The 15,963-nt window shown below is 39.2% G+C and carries 13 protein-coding genes; 6 read left to right on the top strand and 7 right to left on the bottom strand.

What is annotated here, in order from left to right; translation table 11 throughout:
- The first annotated feature begins 13 nt into the window (after positions 1–13).
- The 3 genes from ppk1 to K2F45_RS09475 all read left to right on the top strand — a co-directional run bounded on the left by ppk1 (position 14) and on the right by K2F45_RS09475 (position 3,781).
- Positions 14–2,083: a polyphosphate kinase 1 gene (gene ppk1 / locus K2F45_RS09485; RefSeq protein WP_248933396.1), complete on the top strand. Its 2,070-nt coding sequence runs from the start codon at positions 14–16 to the stop codon at positions 2,081–2,083.
- Positions 2,084–2,279: 196 nt separating this feature from the next.
- Positions 2,280–2,888: a M15 family metallopeptidase gene (locus K2F45_RS09480; protein WP_075991930.1), complete on the top strand. Its 609-nt coding sequence runs from the start codon at positions 2,280–2,282 to the stop codon at positions 2,886–2,888.
- A gap of 2 nt (positions 2,889–2,890) precedes the next feature.
- Positions 2,891–3,781, top strand: coding sequence for an AraC family transcriptional regulator (locus K2F45_RS09475; protein ID WP_075991929.1), 891 nt, complete (start codon positions 2,891–2,893; stop codon positions 3,779–3,781).
- On the opposite strand, the gene K2F45_RS09470 is transcribed toward K2F45_RS09475, so the two are convergent.
- The 6 genes from K2F45_RS09470 to K2F45_RS09445 form a co-directional block, all read right to left on the bottom strand.
- Positions 3,764–4,471 carry an HAD family hydrolase gene (locus K2F45_RS09470; protein WP_248933395.1) on the bottom strand — a complete coding sequence of 236 codons (708 nt, stop codon included), beginning with the start codon at positions 4,469–4,471 and terminating at the stop codon, positions 3,764–3,766. The genes K2F45_RS09475 and K2F45_RS09470 overlap by 18 nt on opposite strands.
- 1 nt (position 4,472) lies before the next feature.
- Positions 4,473–5,474: a lysylphosphatidylglycerol synthase transmembrane domain-containing protein gene (locus K2F45_RS09465; protein ID WP_248933394.1), complete on the bottom strand. Its 1,002-nt coding sequence runs from the start codon at positions 5,472–5,474 to the stop codon at positions 4,473–4,475.
- Positions 5,455–6,405 carry a CDP-alcohol phosphatidyltransferase family protein gene (locus tag K2F45_RS09460; protein ID WP_075991926.1) on the bottom strand — a complete coding sequence of 317 codons (951 nt, stop codon included), beginning with the start codon at positions 6,403–6,405 and terminating at the stop codon, positions 5,455–5,457. Before K2F45_RS09460 ends, K2F45_RS09465 begins: the two co-directional genes overlap by 20 nt.
- Positions 6,386–7,270 (bottom strand): ATP-grasp domain-containing protein, encoded by an 885-nt coding sequence (locus tag K2F45_RS09455; protein WP_232475744.1) that lies wholly within the window; start codon positions 7,268–7,270, stop codon positions 6,386–6,388. Before K2F45_RS09455 ends, K2F45_RS09460 begins: the two co-directional genes overlap by 20 nt.
- 13 nt (positions 7,271–7,283) lie before the next feature.
- A complete protein-coding gene (locus K2F45_RS09450; protein ID WP_088160995.1) occupies positions 7,284–7,994 on the bottom strand; it encodes a nucleotidyltransferase family protein in 711 nt (236 codons plus the stop codon).
- 182 nt (positions 7,995–8,176) lie between these two features.
- A complete protein-coding gene (locus tag K2F45_RS09445; RefSeq protein WP_075991923.1) occupies positions 8,177–9,505 on the bottom strand; it encodes an inositol-3-phosphate synthase in 1,329 nt (442 codons plus the stop codon).
- Between the two features lie 637 nt (positions 9,506–10,142).
- On the opposite strand from K2F45_RS09445, the gene K2F45_RS09440 reads away from it, so the two are divergent.
- On the top strand, positions 10,143–12,002 hold the full coding sequence (locus K2F45_RS09440) for a CocE/NonD family hydrolase (RefSeq protein WP_075991922.1): 1,860 nt from the start codon (positions 10,143–10,145) through the stop codon (positions 12,000–12,002).
- 84 nt (positions 12,003–12,086) lie between these two features.
- On the opposite strand, the gene K2F45_RS09435 is transcribed toward K2F45_RS09440, so the two are convergent.
- On the bottom strand, positions 12,087–13,295 hold the full coding sequence (locus K2F45_RS09435) for a CynX/NimT family MFS transporter (protein WP_248933393.1): 1,209 nt from the start codon (positions 13,293–13,295) through the stop codon (positions 12,087–12,089).
- 89 nt (positions 13,296–13,384) lie between these two features.
- Between K2F45_RS09435 and K2F45_RS09430 the strand changes: the two genes are divergently transcribed.
- Positions 13,385–14,179 carry a helix-turn-helix domain-containing protein gene (locus K2F45_RS09430; RefSeq protein ID WP_145328588.1) on the top strand — a complete coding sequence of 265 codons (795 nt, stop codon included), beginning with the start codon at positions 13,385–13,387 and terminating at the stop codon, positions 14,177–14,179.
- A 406-nt stretch (positions 14,180–14,585) separates the two neighbouring features.
- Positions 14,586–15,908 (top strand): NYN domain-containing protein, encoded by a 1,323-nt coding sequence (locus K2F45_RS09425; protein WP_248933392.1) that lies wholly within the window; start codon positions 14,586–14,588, stop codon positions 15,906–15,908.
- Positions 15,909–15,963 lie beyond the last annotated feature (55 nt).

The raw sequence follows: 15,963 nt of genomic DNA, 5'->3' as shown, positions 1-15,963 counted from the left end.
CGTATATTTAGCTATGGCGAAAAAATTTATTCCTAGAGACGTTAGTTGGTTGAGCTTTAATGGCAGAGTACTTCAGGAAGCTGCGGACGAGACTGTCCCTTTACCCTTAAGAATCAAATTTTTAGGTATATTTTCCAATAACCTCGATGAATTTTTCCGTGTACGTGTTGCAGGTCTAAAACGGGCTATAGACCTGAAAGACAAAAGTGCCAACCAATCCTTCTACGAAGACCCACAGCTCATATTGGAAGAGCTCAATATCCGGGTAATCAAGCAGCAAAAGAAATTTGATAGTACGTGGAATCGTATCCAAAAAGATATGGCCAAACAGAATGTCTATATTAAGACCAGTGAGGAACTGAATCCCGAACAACAAAAGTTTGTGAGCGACTATTATCAGGATGAGGTGGAATCGAACGTCATTCCTTTGATATTGGACGATGTAAGACCTATGCCCTATATTCGGGATAAGAGCCTTTACTTGGGTATTGCCATGGGAAAACAGGAATGGCAGTATGAAACCAAATTTGCACTCATCGAAATCCCGACCAGTCAAAATGGACGCTTCGTACAATTACCTTCGCCAAAAGATGAAAAGCATATTATACTTTTGGAGGATGTTATCAAGTTTAATCTTCCATTAATATTTTCCTATTTCGGTTTTGATGTATTCAATGCACATGTCTTTAAAGTAACAAAAGACGCCGAATTTGACATTGACAATGATATCAACACGACGCTGGTTGAGAAGATAAGCAAAGGGGTAAAAAACAGAAGAAAAGGTAAACCGACCCGGTTTATTTTTGATCAAGAGATGGACCATAAATTGGTAGAATTCCTGATCAAGAAACTTAACCTTTCAAAAAAAGACAGCATCATTCCAGGACAAAAAATACACAACTTCAAACACTTCATGGATTTTCCCAATGTGTTTAAATCCTACAATCAGCCCTTGGAACGAACCTCCTTTCCACATCCTTATTTCAAAAACTACGAACGTGTAACGGATACTATATTAAAAAAAGATGTGCTGCTCTCCTTTCCATATCATGAGTTTAGACCGATCATCGATTTACTTCGGGAAGCAGCAATGGATCCCGATGTAAAAACGATCCAAATTACAGCATATCGCTTAGCTTCCAATTCCAAAATTGCAAATGCCTTGATTAATGCAGCCCGCAATGGAAAGGAAGTCACTGTGATGCTTGAACTTCGTGCAAGATTTGATGAAGAAAACAATTTGGACTGGAAAGAGAAACTTGAACTCGAAGGCATTAAAGTACTTACCGGTATCCCAAATAAAAAGGTCCATGCAAAACTATGTGTGATAAAAAAACGTATTGGGATGAAAACGATCCAATATGGTTTTGTCAGCACAGGAAATATCAACGAAAAAACGGCGAAATTATACGGAGACTATTGCCTCTTAACGAGTAATAGGGACGTTATTGCCGATATAAATAAGGTTTTCAATTACCTAAGACGTCCCAAATCAAATCCGGCTGAAATTATCAAAAATTGCAAAAGCCTTTTGATATGCCCAACGGATATGCGTAGAGAACTTCTACACTACATCGACCAGGAAATTACCGAAGCAAAGGCTGGCCGAAAAGCATACATCATTGTCAAGGTAAATTCGCTCAGCGATAAAGAGATGATTAAAAAGCTCTATGACGCAGCAACAGCTGGTGTCAAAATAGATCTTATTATCCGGGGAATCTACTGTGCAACAAATCAAAAAACGTTTAAATTGCAAATGAACGCCATTTCAATCGTAGATGAATATTTGGAGCATGCACGTGTGATGTATTTTTATAATGCTGGTCGAGAGCAACTATTTATTTCCTCAGCGGACTGGATGACAAGAAACTTGGATCATCGTATCGAAGCCGCAGTAAAAATAACAAGTAAAAAAATCAAGGAGGATTTAAAAGAAATGCTTCAAATCCAGCTCAAAGATAATGTCAAAGCGCGGATACTCAATAATTCCCTGAGCAATCATTACGTCGAGAATAAAGAGGCACCATGTCGTTCACAGATAGAAATATACAATTATCTGAAAAAAAAATTAGCTGATCACTAAGCGCATGTCTATCGGACTGGTAGCAAATTGCTCAATAAACCCAACTGGGTTTTATACCTATTGATACAGACGAGAATCACCGTTTTTATTATATTAATTAAGACACAAGTTGTATCTTCATTCCATGAAATTCAACTTGTGTCTTACATGTGGCTTAAGCCTTTTCACACTTTGCCTCCGTGGGCAGGAAAAGATCATGCCTTCAGATTTTGTATACGTCAAGGACATTATCCCCACGATAAGCTTAGAAATGCGTTATTTCGGCAGTCACAACTTCACCGGAAGGCCGATTAAAGGTTATGAAAAACCAGTCGCTATTTTAACTAAACGCGCAGCGCTAGCACTACAGCAGGTCGAGAACCATTTAAATAAAAAAGGTCTTGGCTTGAAAATATTCGACGCCTACCGCCCGCAACGTGCTGTTGACAACTTTAAAACATGGTCCTTAAACACCAATGATACGATCGCAAAAAAAGAATTCTACCCGCTTATCAATAAGAAAAATTTGTTCAATCTAGGCTTTATTGCCTCCAAATCGGGCCACAGCCGGGGCAGTACAGTAGATCTAACGCTCATTAGCTTAAAAGATCAAAAAGAGATTGACATGGGTGGACCTTTTGATTTTTTCGGCGCAGTCTCACATCATCAGTACGCGAATCTGACAGCCCAACAGAAAGAGAACCGAAAGATCTTAAAAGAAGCGATGGCTAAATTTGGCTTTAAAGCTTATGATAAGGAATGGTGGCATTACACCTTGCAAGATGAACCCTATCGTAAAACCTATTTTGATTTTATCGTAAAATAAACATGTCTGTAAAGGAAACTTCCATTGAACACAAGGGCTTTTATGTCTTTCATTTTAAAGGCAACAAATCAAAACCCGTCTTTAGTTCCGAGCAGCAGCACATTTTATCAAAAGGTGAGCTCTATTCGCTCTGTTTAATAAAAAAAGGTGAAACTTCCTTCATCATTAATAATGAACGGGTACAAGTTGCTCAAAATCATCTATTGTTGACCAATCCTTCTTCGCGAGTTAATGGCTCTTCGGTCGTCAAATCTTGGGATTGTGAGGTTTATTTGATTTTCTTTACGCTGGATTTTAGCTTCAAACTGGATTTTCAGGAGGATTTCTTCGAGGTCACCAAGAAGTCTCTTGCCTTAAATGACAGCTACATCTGGTCGCTATCGAACCAAGATTCGACGAACTTATCCAACTTATTTAAACAGTTTATTCATTACGATCGACAAGGGGCTAGCTATCTTTTCAAGAATCAGATCATAAAGTCATTAACGGAAATATTATTTTGCGAAATAGCCCGTCTAGGAAGCCAAAATATGCGAAATACACCAGCTATTCCCTCTCGAAAAAGAGAGATACTTGCCAATTTCCATTTGCTCCTAAAAAAGTCGTTTCATAAAGAACACATGGTGCAATTTTATGCGATGGAACTTGGTATCACAGCAAAACACCTATCCGTAATTACGAAAGAACTAACCGGAAAATCAGCAATAGAACTTATTCAGAACGTCTTAGTGGAGGAAGCAAAATCGTTACTTTGCCAGGGGCTTTCCATCGGAGAAATTGCGATGAAATTGCACTTCTCGGATCAATCCTTTTTTGGTAAATTCTTTAAGCGAAATGTTGGAATCTCGCCTAAAGAATTTCGTCAGAATCTTTATTTAAACAAAGTCGATTAAATCAAAGATACTTGTAAATTGTTGGTCTGCAGCTGAAGTATCTTGCAATTTATCCTCGCCCCAAGTCTGCCCTTTCAACCATAAGGTCTGGCAGCCAACGGCTTTGGCAGGTACCATATCTTTACTATAGGAATCACCCACAACCAATACCTCTTGCGCAGGAAGACCTATTTCAGTCACACCTAAAGCATAAATTGCAGGATCAGGTTTGCGTACACCAACGACAGCAGACTCCACAACAGACTGAAAATAAGGCAGGATACCAAAATCGTCAAGTACTGATTTTAAATTACCATAAAAATTGGACACCATGACAATTGGATATTTTACATGAAGTGAATTTAACAGTGGTTTTACCTCCTCAACGGTATTCTTTGCCAGCGAATAACCGTCAAAGGCTATTTTATGAGCTAATGAGCGATCTAGGTCGTACCCTGCAGCAATAAGATAATCAAATTGTACATTGAGCTTTGCCTCAAGTACTTCTAAAAAATTAAACTGCGGCTTAATGATAGGCTGTAAAGCCATCTGACGTTCCGCGTAGGTATAGGCCTCCTGAAAAGCGTTCAAATTTACAGGAACCTGATATTTTTCATAACCCGACCAGATAACAGCTCCCCAGTGGCCCCCGTTAGTGTCTAAGGTTCCACCATAATCAAAAATAATCCCTTTAATATTAAACTTATTCATGTTATTTCTTTTTTACTAAACTCATCCACCCCAAACCGATCATAATCCAGACAATTTCCCTAATTCGTGTCACAACACCCATAAAAATACCGACTTTCGCAGGCAATCCTATACTCATCACAGCCATTGCTAATCCACCTTCCCGCGTTCCCAATTGCATTGGAAAGAAAAAAACAAGATTGGCAAATAAAGAAGATCCCGAGCTAATGATCATAGCATCAATAAAATCAATATTGATATCTAAGGCTAAACCAATAAAATAAATCTCAAAACAGCCCACAACACGTGCGACAAATTCCCAAAAAAGGGCCGTATAGAAGCGATCGCGACGATTTTGAAAGAGGTTTTTCACCTGCTGATCGACGTCATTCAACGTTTCATACTTCGTCTCCAGTAAATGACCAACTTTTTTGCCTACCAAAGGTAGTTTAGACAAAGCCTTCAATAGTGAAACTGTAATTCCCTTCTTATAAAATTTCGTAAATAGCCAAGTACAAATGATAGCCATCACAAAAATCACAGCACAGGCCACATCAACCATTGTACTTGCCGGTACGAACCAAAGAATTAGAAAAACAGAAGCGACCCAAAATAAAATATGCGACAAAATGTGCATGACACCGTATAACAGCACGGAAGAACCTGCCTTTGAACCACCGACATAGTTTTTAAGCTCCATGATACGATAAGGCTCACCACCTAACGCCACAAATGGCGTTATATAATTAATGGCATACCCCGATATTGTCAACTGTAAGACCTTCCAAAAGGGTACGTCCGTCTGTGGCAATTCGGGTTCCTGAATAATTGCCTTAAATGCCATTGCGTTCATCCAGTAGAGTACTGCCCAGCTACCGAGGACGGGCAAAAACCACCAGCCTATTTTTTCGAGGTTGTTCCAAATCTCATCAATTCCCATTGCTTGAATCATATAGGCCAGTGTACCTATACCGATTAGCATAAAGAGTACTTTATAGATCTTACTACCCATAGGTTGGATCATTTGTTAATTTATCAACAAAATAACCGCTTACTTTTTCTTGTCGGTTACACATGTATATCAATATCGGATTTAGGACAAACATGTCAAAGAAAAAGTAAATCCAAGGCTGACCGATAAACAACCAAACAAATAGGAAAATCACCCTTGTATTGAACTGTACAATATTTGTATACTTCATCAATGGTTTATTTTGAGTTCTAAAGTCGACCATCAATTGTTTTGGCAATTCATCTTTATAACGACTCTTCACAATATGCAGCAGCTTTTGCAGTTTTGGAGAAAGCTTTTCCTGGTTACGTGTATAGCCCATGTAGCCATTCAGCACAAATTTGCTGAAAAAATTCTTGCGCCAAGACAAGGCATCATAGTCAACTTTCAAATCACGTGTATTGTCCAGCTCACTTCCAGCTTTACCTTTTATAAAATACAAATGTACATTACGATAATAGTCAGCCATTGCCGACTGAAGCATATGCGATACACCTGCAAGTACACAGAATACCCATAGCCATTGTGGCCATCCTTCATTAATACTGCGTAAACAGATCGCAATATGAATAGAAGCAAACCAAAAATCTCCGGCAAAACCATCCAAGATACGACCAAAGCGACTTTTATTGTCTGTCATTCTTGCCAGCTGTCCATCGGCACTATCTAAAGAATTGGCAAAAACCAATAAAAGCATGCCAATCACATTAATCCATAATGCAGGGTAATAGAATAAAATACCCGCCGCAACGCCAAAGAAAATACTAATAATTGTCACAGCGTTGGGTGTAATACCAATTTTGGCACAGACTTGCGCGATACGATAACCTATAGGTCGATAAAACCAAATATCAATTCGCTCTTCTGTATCATTAGATTTTAAAGATTGTTCGAATGCACTCAAATTATCTTCTTCGATTACATTAACTTGTTCTTTCTGCATTGTGGTTCTTTTCAGTAAATTTATGGTAAACCATTTGAGCAATGGCCTCAGCAGCCTCTGCCCGACATGGCGCAAAACTTGGCCAGTCGTTTAAGTCAATAATATGGAAGTCTCCATTTGCATCAATAATCACATCGCCGCCATAGATATGTACATCCAGGACTTCCGCAGCACGATTGGCAACTTCTTTTAGATTGTCGAGATCAAAAGGAAAATGCACTACCTCGTCATTAATTTGTTCATACAAATCATATTTGTGATGATTGTGTTCATATGGGTAGAAATAAAAGAAAAAATCCGTTCCCCGCACTGCATAAAACTTGAGTAAGTCTCCGGCAAGATGTTCAGAAATTACAGCCTCTTTAATCCCACGAAGTGCATATTCATTCAAGATATGTTGCGCTTCTTTCAGACTTGCAGCAAAGGTAACATCTTCCTTATGAATCGCATGAAAATCGCCACGTTTGATCCATACACCCTTTCCTTTCAGTTTTTCAAAAATAGATTGGATATCTGCAACGGTAGAGATCACGATACTCTTCGGATAAGGAACTCCACCTTCTAAAAGCTTAAGGGTCATGTTTTTCCGAAAGCAATTTTCAATTCCAAATCCTGAATTCAAGACATTGATCCCATTATTTTGAAGAGATTGCAACTTTTTCACTAAAGTCTTTGTTCTCCCCATAGTCAGAATATTATCCTGCTTCAGGGATGATGAAGACAAAAATTCATCTTCATTACACACCTCCACCGAAGCACCTTTTTCAGTCAGTTTTAAAACTACTTCATTAAATATAGCGGCATCATTCCCCACATGGTTGGGTGAAAAGCGATTTTTTCGAGTTACGCCTAAAATAGAAATCATATCGCTCATTTTACTAACTAACCTCCTCACTCAAAAATTGTTCCGCGACGACACGATCTTTTAAATGATCAATATCGACCACCTTGTCAAATACAAATGCTTCTACTTGTAAATCGTTTTTCAATAAAGCACGCTGAAAATTACGCATTCTGGAATTACCGGCTTCAACGGAGCTTAATGCACAATCCATAGCTGCTTTTCGGAAGCAATAAATTCCGCCAGAAACATACTTCGTTTCTGCGGTCGCTGTATCCAGAAAAGCTTCCACCCGAAGCTGTGAATTTGTGTTCACATAGAGCGGACTCTCATCGTCGACAAAAGGAGTGACTGCCATAAAAGCATCGGCATGTTGATGTTGCTGGAATGCCTCCAAATAGGCATGAAATTCATGTGGTCTAAAAACCGTATCTGTTGTTGTCAGACAACAGGACGACCAATCGGGGTTATTTTTGACAAGCAAGGCAAAACTATGCAATGAACTTGCAGTATCTTCCTCTATAAGTACAATAGGTAATTCAAACGTTGTTTTTTCCAAAAACAATTTCAGTTCCGGAGATTGTTTATTGATGATAACATGAACTCTTTGCGCCCCTTCTTTAACAAACACGCGAATCAATCGCTCAATTAATGGAACTCCATGTAATGGTAGCAAGGGTTTCGGTAAATTAAATCCCTCTTTTCGCAATCGAGAACCTTCTCCCGCCGCTATAATTGCAAATTCCATTTCTTTTAATTGCAAAATAAAATCATTTATAAAAAAGCAAAACCCCCGTCACTATCTCAGCGTTCGTAAGCGCAAAAGTCTACAGAGGGTTATATCACAAATCTTCAATATCGTAAGGATTTTGAAGAAAAAGGGGAAAAATTGTTTTTAAACAATTGTTTCCCCTCTCTTATTAAGGTAATTTATTGAATACTATCTACTAGCTCCTGGTAATAATCCAATCCCAAATGTGTGATTAAATCTTCACCCATAATGTGGCGCAATGTATTTTGCAATTTCATCAATTGTTTGAAGATATCGTGTTCAGGAGGTAATCCCGGAGCGGTTTGAGGAGATTTCAAGTAAAATGATAACCACTCTTGAATACCAGACATACCCGCACGTTGAGCCAAATCAATAAACAAAGCCAAATCCAACGCAACCGGAGCAGCTAAAATTGAATCGCGACACAAGAAATTGATCTTAATCTGCATTTTGTAACCCAACCAACCGAAGATATCGATGTTATCCCAAGATTCTTTATTATCGCCGTGTGGAGGATAATAGTTGATACGTACTTTATGATAAAGATCACCGTATAACTCAGGGTTCTTTTTCGCATCCAGAATTTCTTCCAATACCGATAATTTAGAGACCTCTTTTGTTTTGAAATTTTCAGGATCATCTAATACTAATCCATCCCGGTTACCTAAGATATTCGTCGAAAACCAACCTTCAACACCCAAAGCTCTCGCTTGAAGACCAGGTGCCACAATTGTTTTCATCAATGTTTGACCTGTTTTAAAATCTTTACCTGCAATTGCCACACCGTTTTCATGCGCCAACTCAACAATAGCAGGAACGTCACATGTTAAATTTGGTGCACCATTTACATAAGGAGCTCCCTCTTTCAATGCCGCATAACAATAGATCATACTTGGTGGAATACGTTGATCATCATTGTCTAATGCTTCCTCTAATTTAGCTAAAGTTGAAAAAGCTTCGTTTGTTTCAATATAACGCTCAGTAGATCCACACCATACCAATACAACACGGTCTAATCCGTTTTTCTCTTTAAATTCACGAATATCACGTTGTACGGCATCTGCCAATTCACGGCGAGTTTTTTCAGATTTGATGTGCGTTCCGTCCAAATTTTTCACAAAATTACGGTCAAACACAGCCTTCATCGGTTGGATTGCCTCCAATTCAGCCTTAACAGCATCCAATTGGCCTTGCTCCAATACCTGTGCATTTGATGCAGCCTCGTATACGTTATCCTCATATACGTCCCATCCACCAAAAACAACATCTTCCAATTTTGCTAAAGGGACGAAATCTTTAATTAATGGATTTCTGTTCTCAGTGCGTTTACCCAGACGGATTCTGCTCAATTGAGAAACAGATCCGATTGGTTTTGAAAAACCTTTGTTTATAGATGCCACACCAGCGATTAATGTTGTAGCCACAGCACCTAATCCCGGAATAAGAATACCCAATTTTCCATTGGCATCTTTCACTTGTTGTCCCATATTAATTCTATATACTTAAATTGTTATTTAATTGATGTATTATGATAAAATAATTCTTAAAATTAGCTTAAAAAAACATATTTCATACCACTGCCCACTTAATTTATAAAATCGTGACAAATACCAATACAAACCCCATTCGAAACCTAAAAAAATAATCTGAAAATGAATTATTATTTAGTGTTCTACTAATCCATCTGATTGAAATTTAACGTTTTTAGCTAAAGCTGTTAACCCAAAAAATAATTCTCCTTAATTTTACTCAATATATTAAGATTCGAAAACTAATCCAAATTCAATCCAAAAAAAGTTTTTCTTTCTCAAAAATTGGTCAATTTTTCTTTTTCTATTCGCTATAAATATGACAATAAAATTGGAAAATGGTTTTAGTAGCACTAACTTTAGCCTAAAATCTAAATACACGCAATGAATCTATCGTTCAATTTATAAACCTGCAGCTGTTGATCCGCTCATTGTAGCTGGAGAAATGGTCTGCCAAACGATAACGCGATGACAAATTTAACTGTATCGCATAGCGCCCAAGGTGCATAAGAGTATCCATAGCATTGCAAAAAATGAACCCAAGTGTAAAATTATAATTTACACCAAAGAATGTACTGAACAAATAATTATCTGAATGAAAAATACAATTTCGTGCCTAACTTTAGCGCTTTTAAGCGCAAGCCAGTTACATGCTCAAACAGCTGCCGACTCGGCTTATGTTAGAGATCATTATGAAAAGACCGAAGTAGCAATTCCCATGCGAGATGGGAAGAAATTATTTACTGCGATCTACAGTCCAAAAGACAAATCCAAGAAATATCCAGTTTTACTCAATAGAACACCCTACACGGTTTCTCCTTATGGGCAGAACGAATACAAAAAAAGCTTGGGAAACTTTCCCCAAATGATGCGTGAAGGTTATATTTTCGTTTATCAGGATGTCCGTGGCAAGTGGATGAGCGAAGGTGATTTTGAAGATATTCGTCCGACCACCTACAGCAAAGATAAAAAAGCAATCGATGAAAGTACGGATACCTATGATGCGCTTGAATGGTTACAGAAAAATCTCAAAAACTATAATGGCAAAGCCGGGCTCTATGGGATTTCCTATCCAGGCTTCTATTCTACCGTCGGATTGGTCAAAACACACCCGAGCTTGAAGGCAGTCTCCCCACAGGCTCCCGTAACAGACTGGTTTATCGGCGACGACTTCCACCATAATGGCGTATTGTTTCTTCAGGATGCATTTACATTCATGTCAACCTTTGGTGTCCCTCGTCCAAAACCCATTACACCGGATCAATTTAAGGGCAAAATTCAGATCAAAGAAGCCGATAAATATAACTTTTTTGCAGAAGCAGGAACAGCGCGGGAACTCAAAGAAAAGTATTTTGGTGACTCCGTACAATTTTGGAATGACCTGTTTAAACATCCCGACTATGATGATTTTTGGAAATCGCGTGTGATCACCAATTCTTTACAGGAGGTAAAACCAGCTGTGATGGTGGTTGGTGGTTTCTTTGACGCGGAAGATGCTTATGGAACATTTAAGACTTACCAATCGATTGAGGATAAAAGCAAAAAAAACAACTCGATTTTAGTCGCGGGACCTTGGTATCATGGCGGCTGGGTTCGTGCAGAAGGAAACTATTTAGGTGATATCCAATTTGAGAAAAAAACCAGTATTACTTATCAGGAGCAATTTGAACAACCGTTTTTCAAATATTACCTAAAAGATGAAGGAAACTTCGCCCCTTCCGAAGCTAACATTTTTGTCTCAGGCAGCAACGAATGGAAACATTTCGAACAATGGCCGCCAAAAAATGTAGAGACAAAAAAACTATACTTCCAACCTCAGGGGAAACTTGGATTTGACAAAGTTCAACGTACAGATTCCTGGGATGAATATGTAACAGACCCTAATAAACCTGTTCCGCATCAAGGTGGGTTAATTCAAAACCGAACACGGGAGTATATGGTAGATGATCAGCGTTTCGCAGCTAGTCGCCCTGATGTCATGGTTTATCAAACGGAACCGTTGACGGAGGATCTGACGATAGTAGGCCCAATCAAAAACTTCCTCAAAGTCTCCTCAACAGGAACAGACGCGGACTATGTTGTCAAACTGATTGATGTATACCCGAACGATGCTGCAAGTTATCAAGGAAAAACAATGGCTGGATATCAAATGATGGTACGTGGTGAGATCATGGCGGGGAAATACCGAAATGGTTTTGATAAAGCACAGGCCTTGACTCCAGGTATGGTCGAAAAGGTTAATTTTGAAATGCCAGACGTTGCGCATACCTTCAAAAAAGGACATCGCATTATGGTTCAGGTACAAAACTCATGGTTTCCGTTGGCAGAACGAAATCCACAGGTATTTTTACCGTCTTATACAGCCACCAAAGCTGACTTCCGTAAAGCTACCCAACGTATTTTTCACGATGTGAACAATGCCACATACATCGAATTTTCTGTCCTCAAAGATTAACAGGTCAATTCGAAAGCCAGCGCTTAAAAGCTAATTGAATAAGGCTACATCAGCTAAACACCTATGCCTGATGTAGCCTTATCTTTAATCTTCCGCTACATACGTAGCTTCTCCGGCCTTCCATCCCGCAAATAATAAAAGTACGATACTCCCCGCCAAAAAGTAGAACGAGTAATTCCAGGTAGCATCTATTTCGTGCAGCCTACCAAAGACCGGCGGACCAAAAGCCGCAATAAAATAGCCAACAGACTGCGCCATGCCCGATATTTTGATTGCATTTGCCGTTGATCTAGCCCGCAGGGTAAAGAAGAGAATAGACAAACTGAAAGACAGTCCATTGGAAAGTCCCAACAATACGGCGGCAACATAAATTCCCTGAAGCTTGTAATGCCAAAATATAAAGATACTTCCAAGCATGCCTATCGCAACAGCAGTTGCCATTAAACGTTGATCCTTCATCCGATGAGCCAAAATAGGTCCAATGAACATAATGGGAATCATGGCAATTTGGATCAAAAACAGCAACCAGCCCGTATCCTCCTTTGGCATACCATAATCGACCAATACGTTGGGCAACCAAGAAATCAAGCTGTAGTAAATCAGGGACTGAATACCCATGAATAGGCTGATATACCAGGCCAATCTTGACCTAAAGATATACCCGATTCCACTTGTCGCTTGTCTATTTTCAGTAATACCTGGAGCCTTCTTTCGGCCTAAACCATCAAAAAAAACAACTATAAGTGATAACAAGGCTAAAATCACCCAAACACCCAGTGAGCCTTGCCACCCAAGACCAGTCCATTCACCCAATCGTAAACTAAAACCCGAAGCAAAAGCCGCAGTCAGGTTCATTGCTACCGCAAAAATCCCTGTCATCAGCCCAATCTGCTTTGGAAAACTGGTTTTTATATAGCCAGGTGTAACGACATTGCCCACACAGATCCCAAGTCCAATTAAAAAAGATCCCACAAACAGCGTTGGCATATTGCCCCAGACCCGAAGCACAATCCCTACACTCAACAGCATTAAACCAAACAATAAAAAACGATGCATGCCCAGTTTATGCGAATATCGACTTACTGCGACAGAACAGCTCGCAAACATAAAAAGGGGAATTGCCGTCAATAGGCTGCTTTGAAAACTATTTAATTGTAAATCTTCACTGATTTGCCCCAGTACCGGGCCAACGGCTGTAATTGGCGACCGCAGATTGGTTGAGACCATAACAACAACCAATATGGATAACCAGGTCCAAGAAACAGCTGTGGATACTTTTATATTTTCTTTCATAATAAAATCGCGCTATACATGTAATGATCGCCTGCAAAGATATACCTGAAATTTTAATTAAATTTGCCATTAATTTAATTTAAAACGACATGGATCAAACAAATCATACATTGACAATTGAACGCATCCAGAAATCAACCTTTGTCTGGTTTGAAGAAAACTGGATACACGACAACGAGCTGCACAGTCATCGCAAAGGCCAGTTGATTTATGTCGAACAGGGTTTCCAATACCTTACCGTCGCAGGAAAAATGTATTTACTCCCCCAAAATCACGTTGCCTGGATTCCCTCTGGTGCATTACATAAGACCAACTCCCACTCTGAGCGCATCAAGCTTATGGTGCTTTTTTTTGATACTCCACAATTCGACAGCGCACAAGACCAGTTGTTTTTCAGTCAGGTGCAGCTATTTTCGGCGCCTAAAGTATTACGGGAAATGATTTTGTATTGTGAAAAATGGTCGAAATTGATTGAAGAAGATAAACATGAAAAAGTTTTCCTGGGTGCTTTACTCCATGAACTCCCCTATTTCGCCGCACAATTGCTCCAACTTGGGATCACCCTTCCTCAGGAAAATAGACTTCAAGCCGTCTTAAATCACCTCCATGACCATTACACAGAAGCCTGCACCTTAGACGAGATCGCCCTATTGTCCAATCTTTCGCTCCGAACTATTGAGCGCCTTTTTAAAAAGGAAACCGGAATGACACTTGCGAAATATCAGCAGTTACTCCGCATTATCAAGAGTTTGGAACTTCTTAGCACAAAACAATTCACCATCTCCCAAATTGCATATAAAGTCGGTTATAAAAGCGTACAAGCGTTCACCAATAGCTTTTATGCTGTGATGAAATATAGACCTTCGAGCTTCATGATGGACTAGTTTCAGCACAGCTACAGGCAACTTGTAGCTGAACAGCTACAAAATTCAGAACGTTTAAAAAAATAGTAATGAATAGTTGCACAGGTGTAATATTTACACTATCTTTGTATCATCATAATTTAGGTTTATAATTGGTTATTTAAGGTTTTCATTCTCCCCGTTTGAAAACCTTTTTTTATTTTCACCGTCCCTCAAATCATTTCACCGCTCCACAAACATAATAAATCCCCCCCTACACCCAAACAAAAGCAGCTGATCGCATGTTCTAAAAAAATAGCATTCAAATTAATTCTAAAAAATTCAAGAAATTCTTTAACAATACTGTATTTTTAACGAATATATTCAGATCAGAAAGGTCACACGAATAGAAAAGAGTTCAAATATTGAAAAAATAATCTAAACATATATGGCAGAACATGGGGATTTGCAAATCGCAATACTAATCGATGCGGATAATGTATCTTATCGAAAGATCGAAGAGATTTTGAATGAAGTCAAAAGATACGGGATTCCAACCATCAAACGCATCTACGGAGACTGGACCAACCCTTATGTTGAAAAATGGAAGGACAAACTTCTTACCCACGCGATTACCCCCATACAACAATACAGTTATACCCAAGGCAAAAATTCTACTGATTCCGCATTAATTATTGACGCCATGGATATTCTGCATTCGGACAGAGTGGACGGATTTTGTATTGTATCGAGCGACAGCGACTTCACCCGCTTGGCCACGCGCCTCCGGGAATCAGGCAAACTCGTAATCGGTATTGGTGAGAAAAAGACACCTAAGCCTTTTATCGCCTCCTGTGACAAGTTTATCTATGTGGAAATTTTCGAGAAAAATCAAAAGAAAGAAACAGTCACAAAGAAAAAACAGCAAAATCAACCCAAACCTGCCCCGGTTGAAAACCCGGCAAGTATAGCAGTACTAGATGAAGAAACCCTGGAACTTTTAAAAGACACTGTCGATGATACAGCTGATGAAAATGGCTGGGCTTTCCTAGGTGAAATCGGAAGTCTTTTCAATAAAAGGAAACCTGATTTTGATGCGCGAAATTACGGATACGACAAGATGTCCCACCTTTTTAAAGCCTACAGGGAAGATTTTGAAATTGAAGAGCGGAACACCGACAAATCGCGCATAAAACACTACTACATCCGCAATATCATTAAACGGCCTTTAGCAATGACTAGTCTGGCTACAGCAGCGGAAACCGAGCACAAAACTCCTTCTACTCCTACTCCTTCCGTACCTCCTACAGAAACTGCGGCAAAAACTGCAAATCAAAACAATAGAAAGAAAGGGCGCCAAGAGAAGAAACGTCAGGATAAAACAAGTTCTGAACCGATACAAAATGAGTCTCCAAAAGCTCAGGAAATTCAGGAGCAAAACGCCGAGTCCCAAGCCTCCGCAGTACAGACACCACCGACAAACATGCTTTTTCCTTCGGAGGGCAACAAGATTACTGCAGATGACGTTAAGAAATCGCAAATAAGGATTACAAAAGAATTTAAACCTTTATTTCCCACTAAATCCCAAAAATTAAGGATTATGATCAATGCCGGAGAATATGAATGCAATTTTACCTACCGAGGCAGAGGATTTCATGTACTTAAACTGGGAAAAGAAGCCGCTACGCAGCTTGGTCTTGCAGAAGGAATACAAATACAACTGATCAAACTGAATGAAGTTAGCTTTAGCCTTCAAAATAAATCCGTTTAAATCTTATTCAGGGTTATTTTTCTCGCTTTAATAGGGTGATAGGACAATATACATA

Origin of the sequence: Sphingobacterium siyangense (assembly GCF_023277505.1) — a bacterium.
In the GTDB taxonomy this organism is placed as follows: domain Bacteria; phylum Bacteroidota; class Bacteroidia; order Sphingobacteriales; family Sphingobacteriaceae; genus Sphingobacterium; species Sphingobacterium siyangense.
Note: the sequence above shows the minus strand (reverse complement) of the source record. Positions and strands in the feature narration are given on the sequence as shown.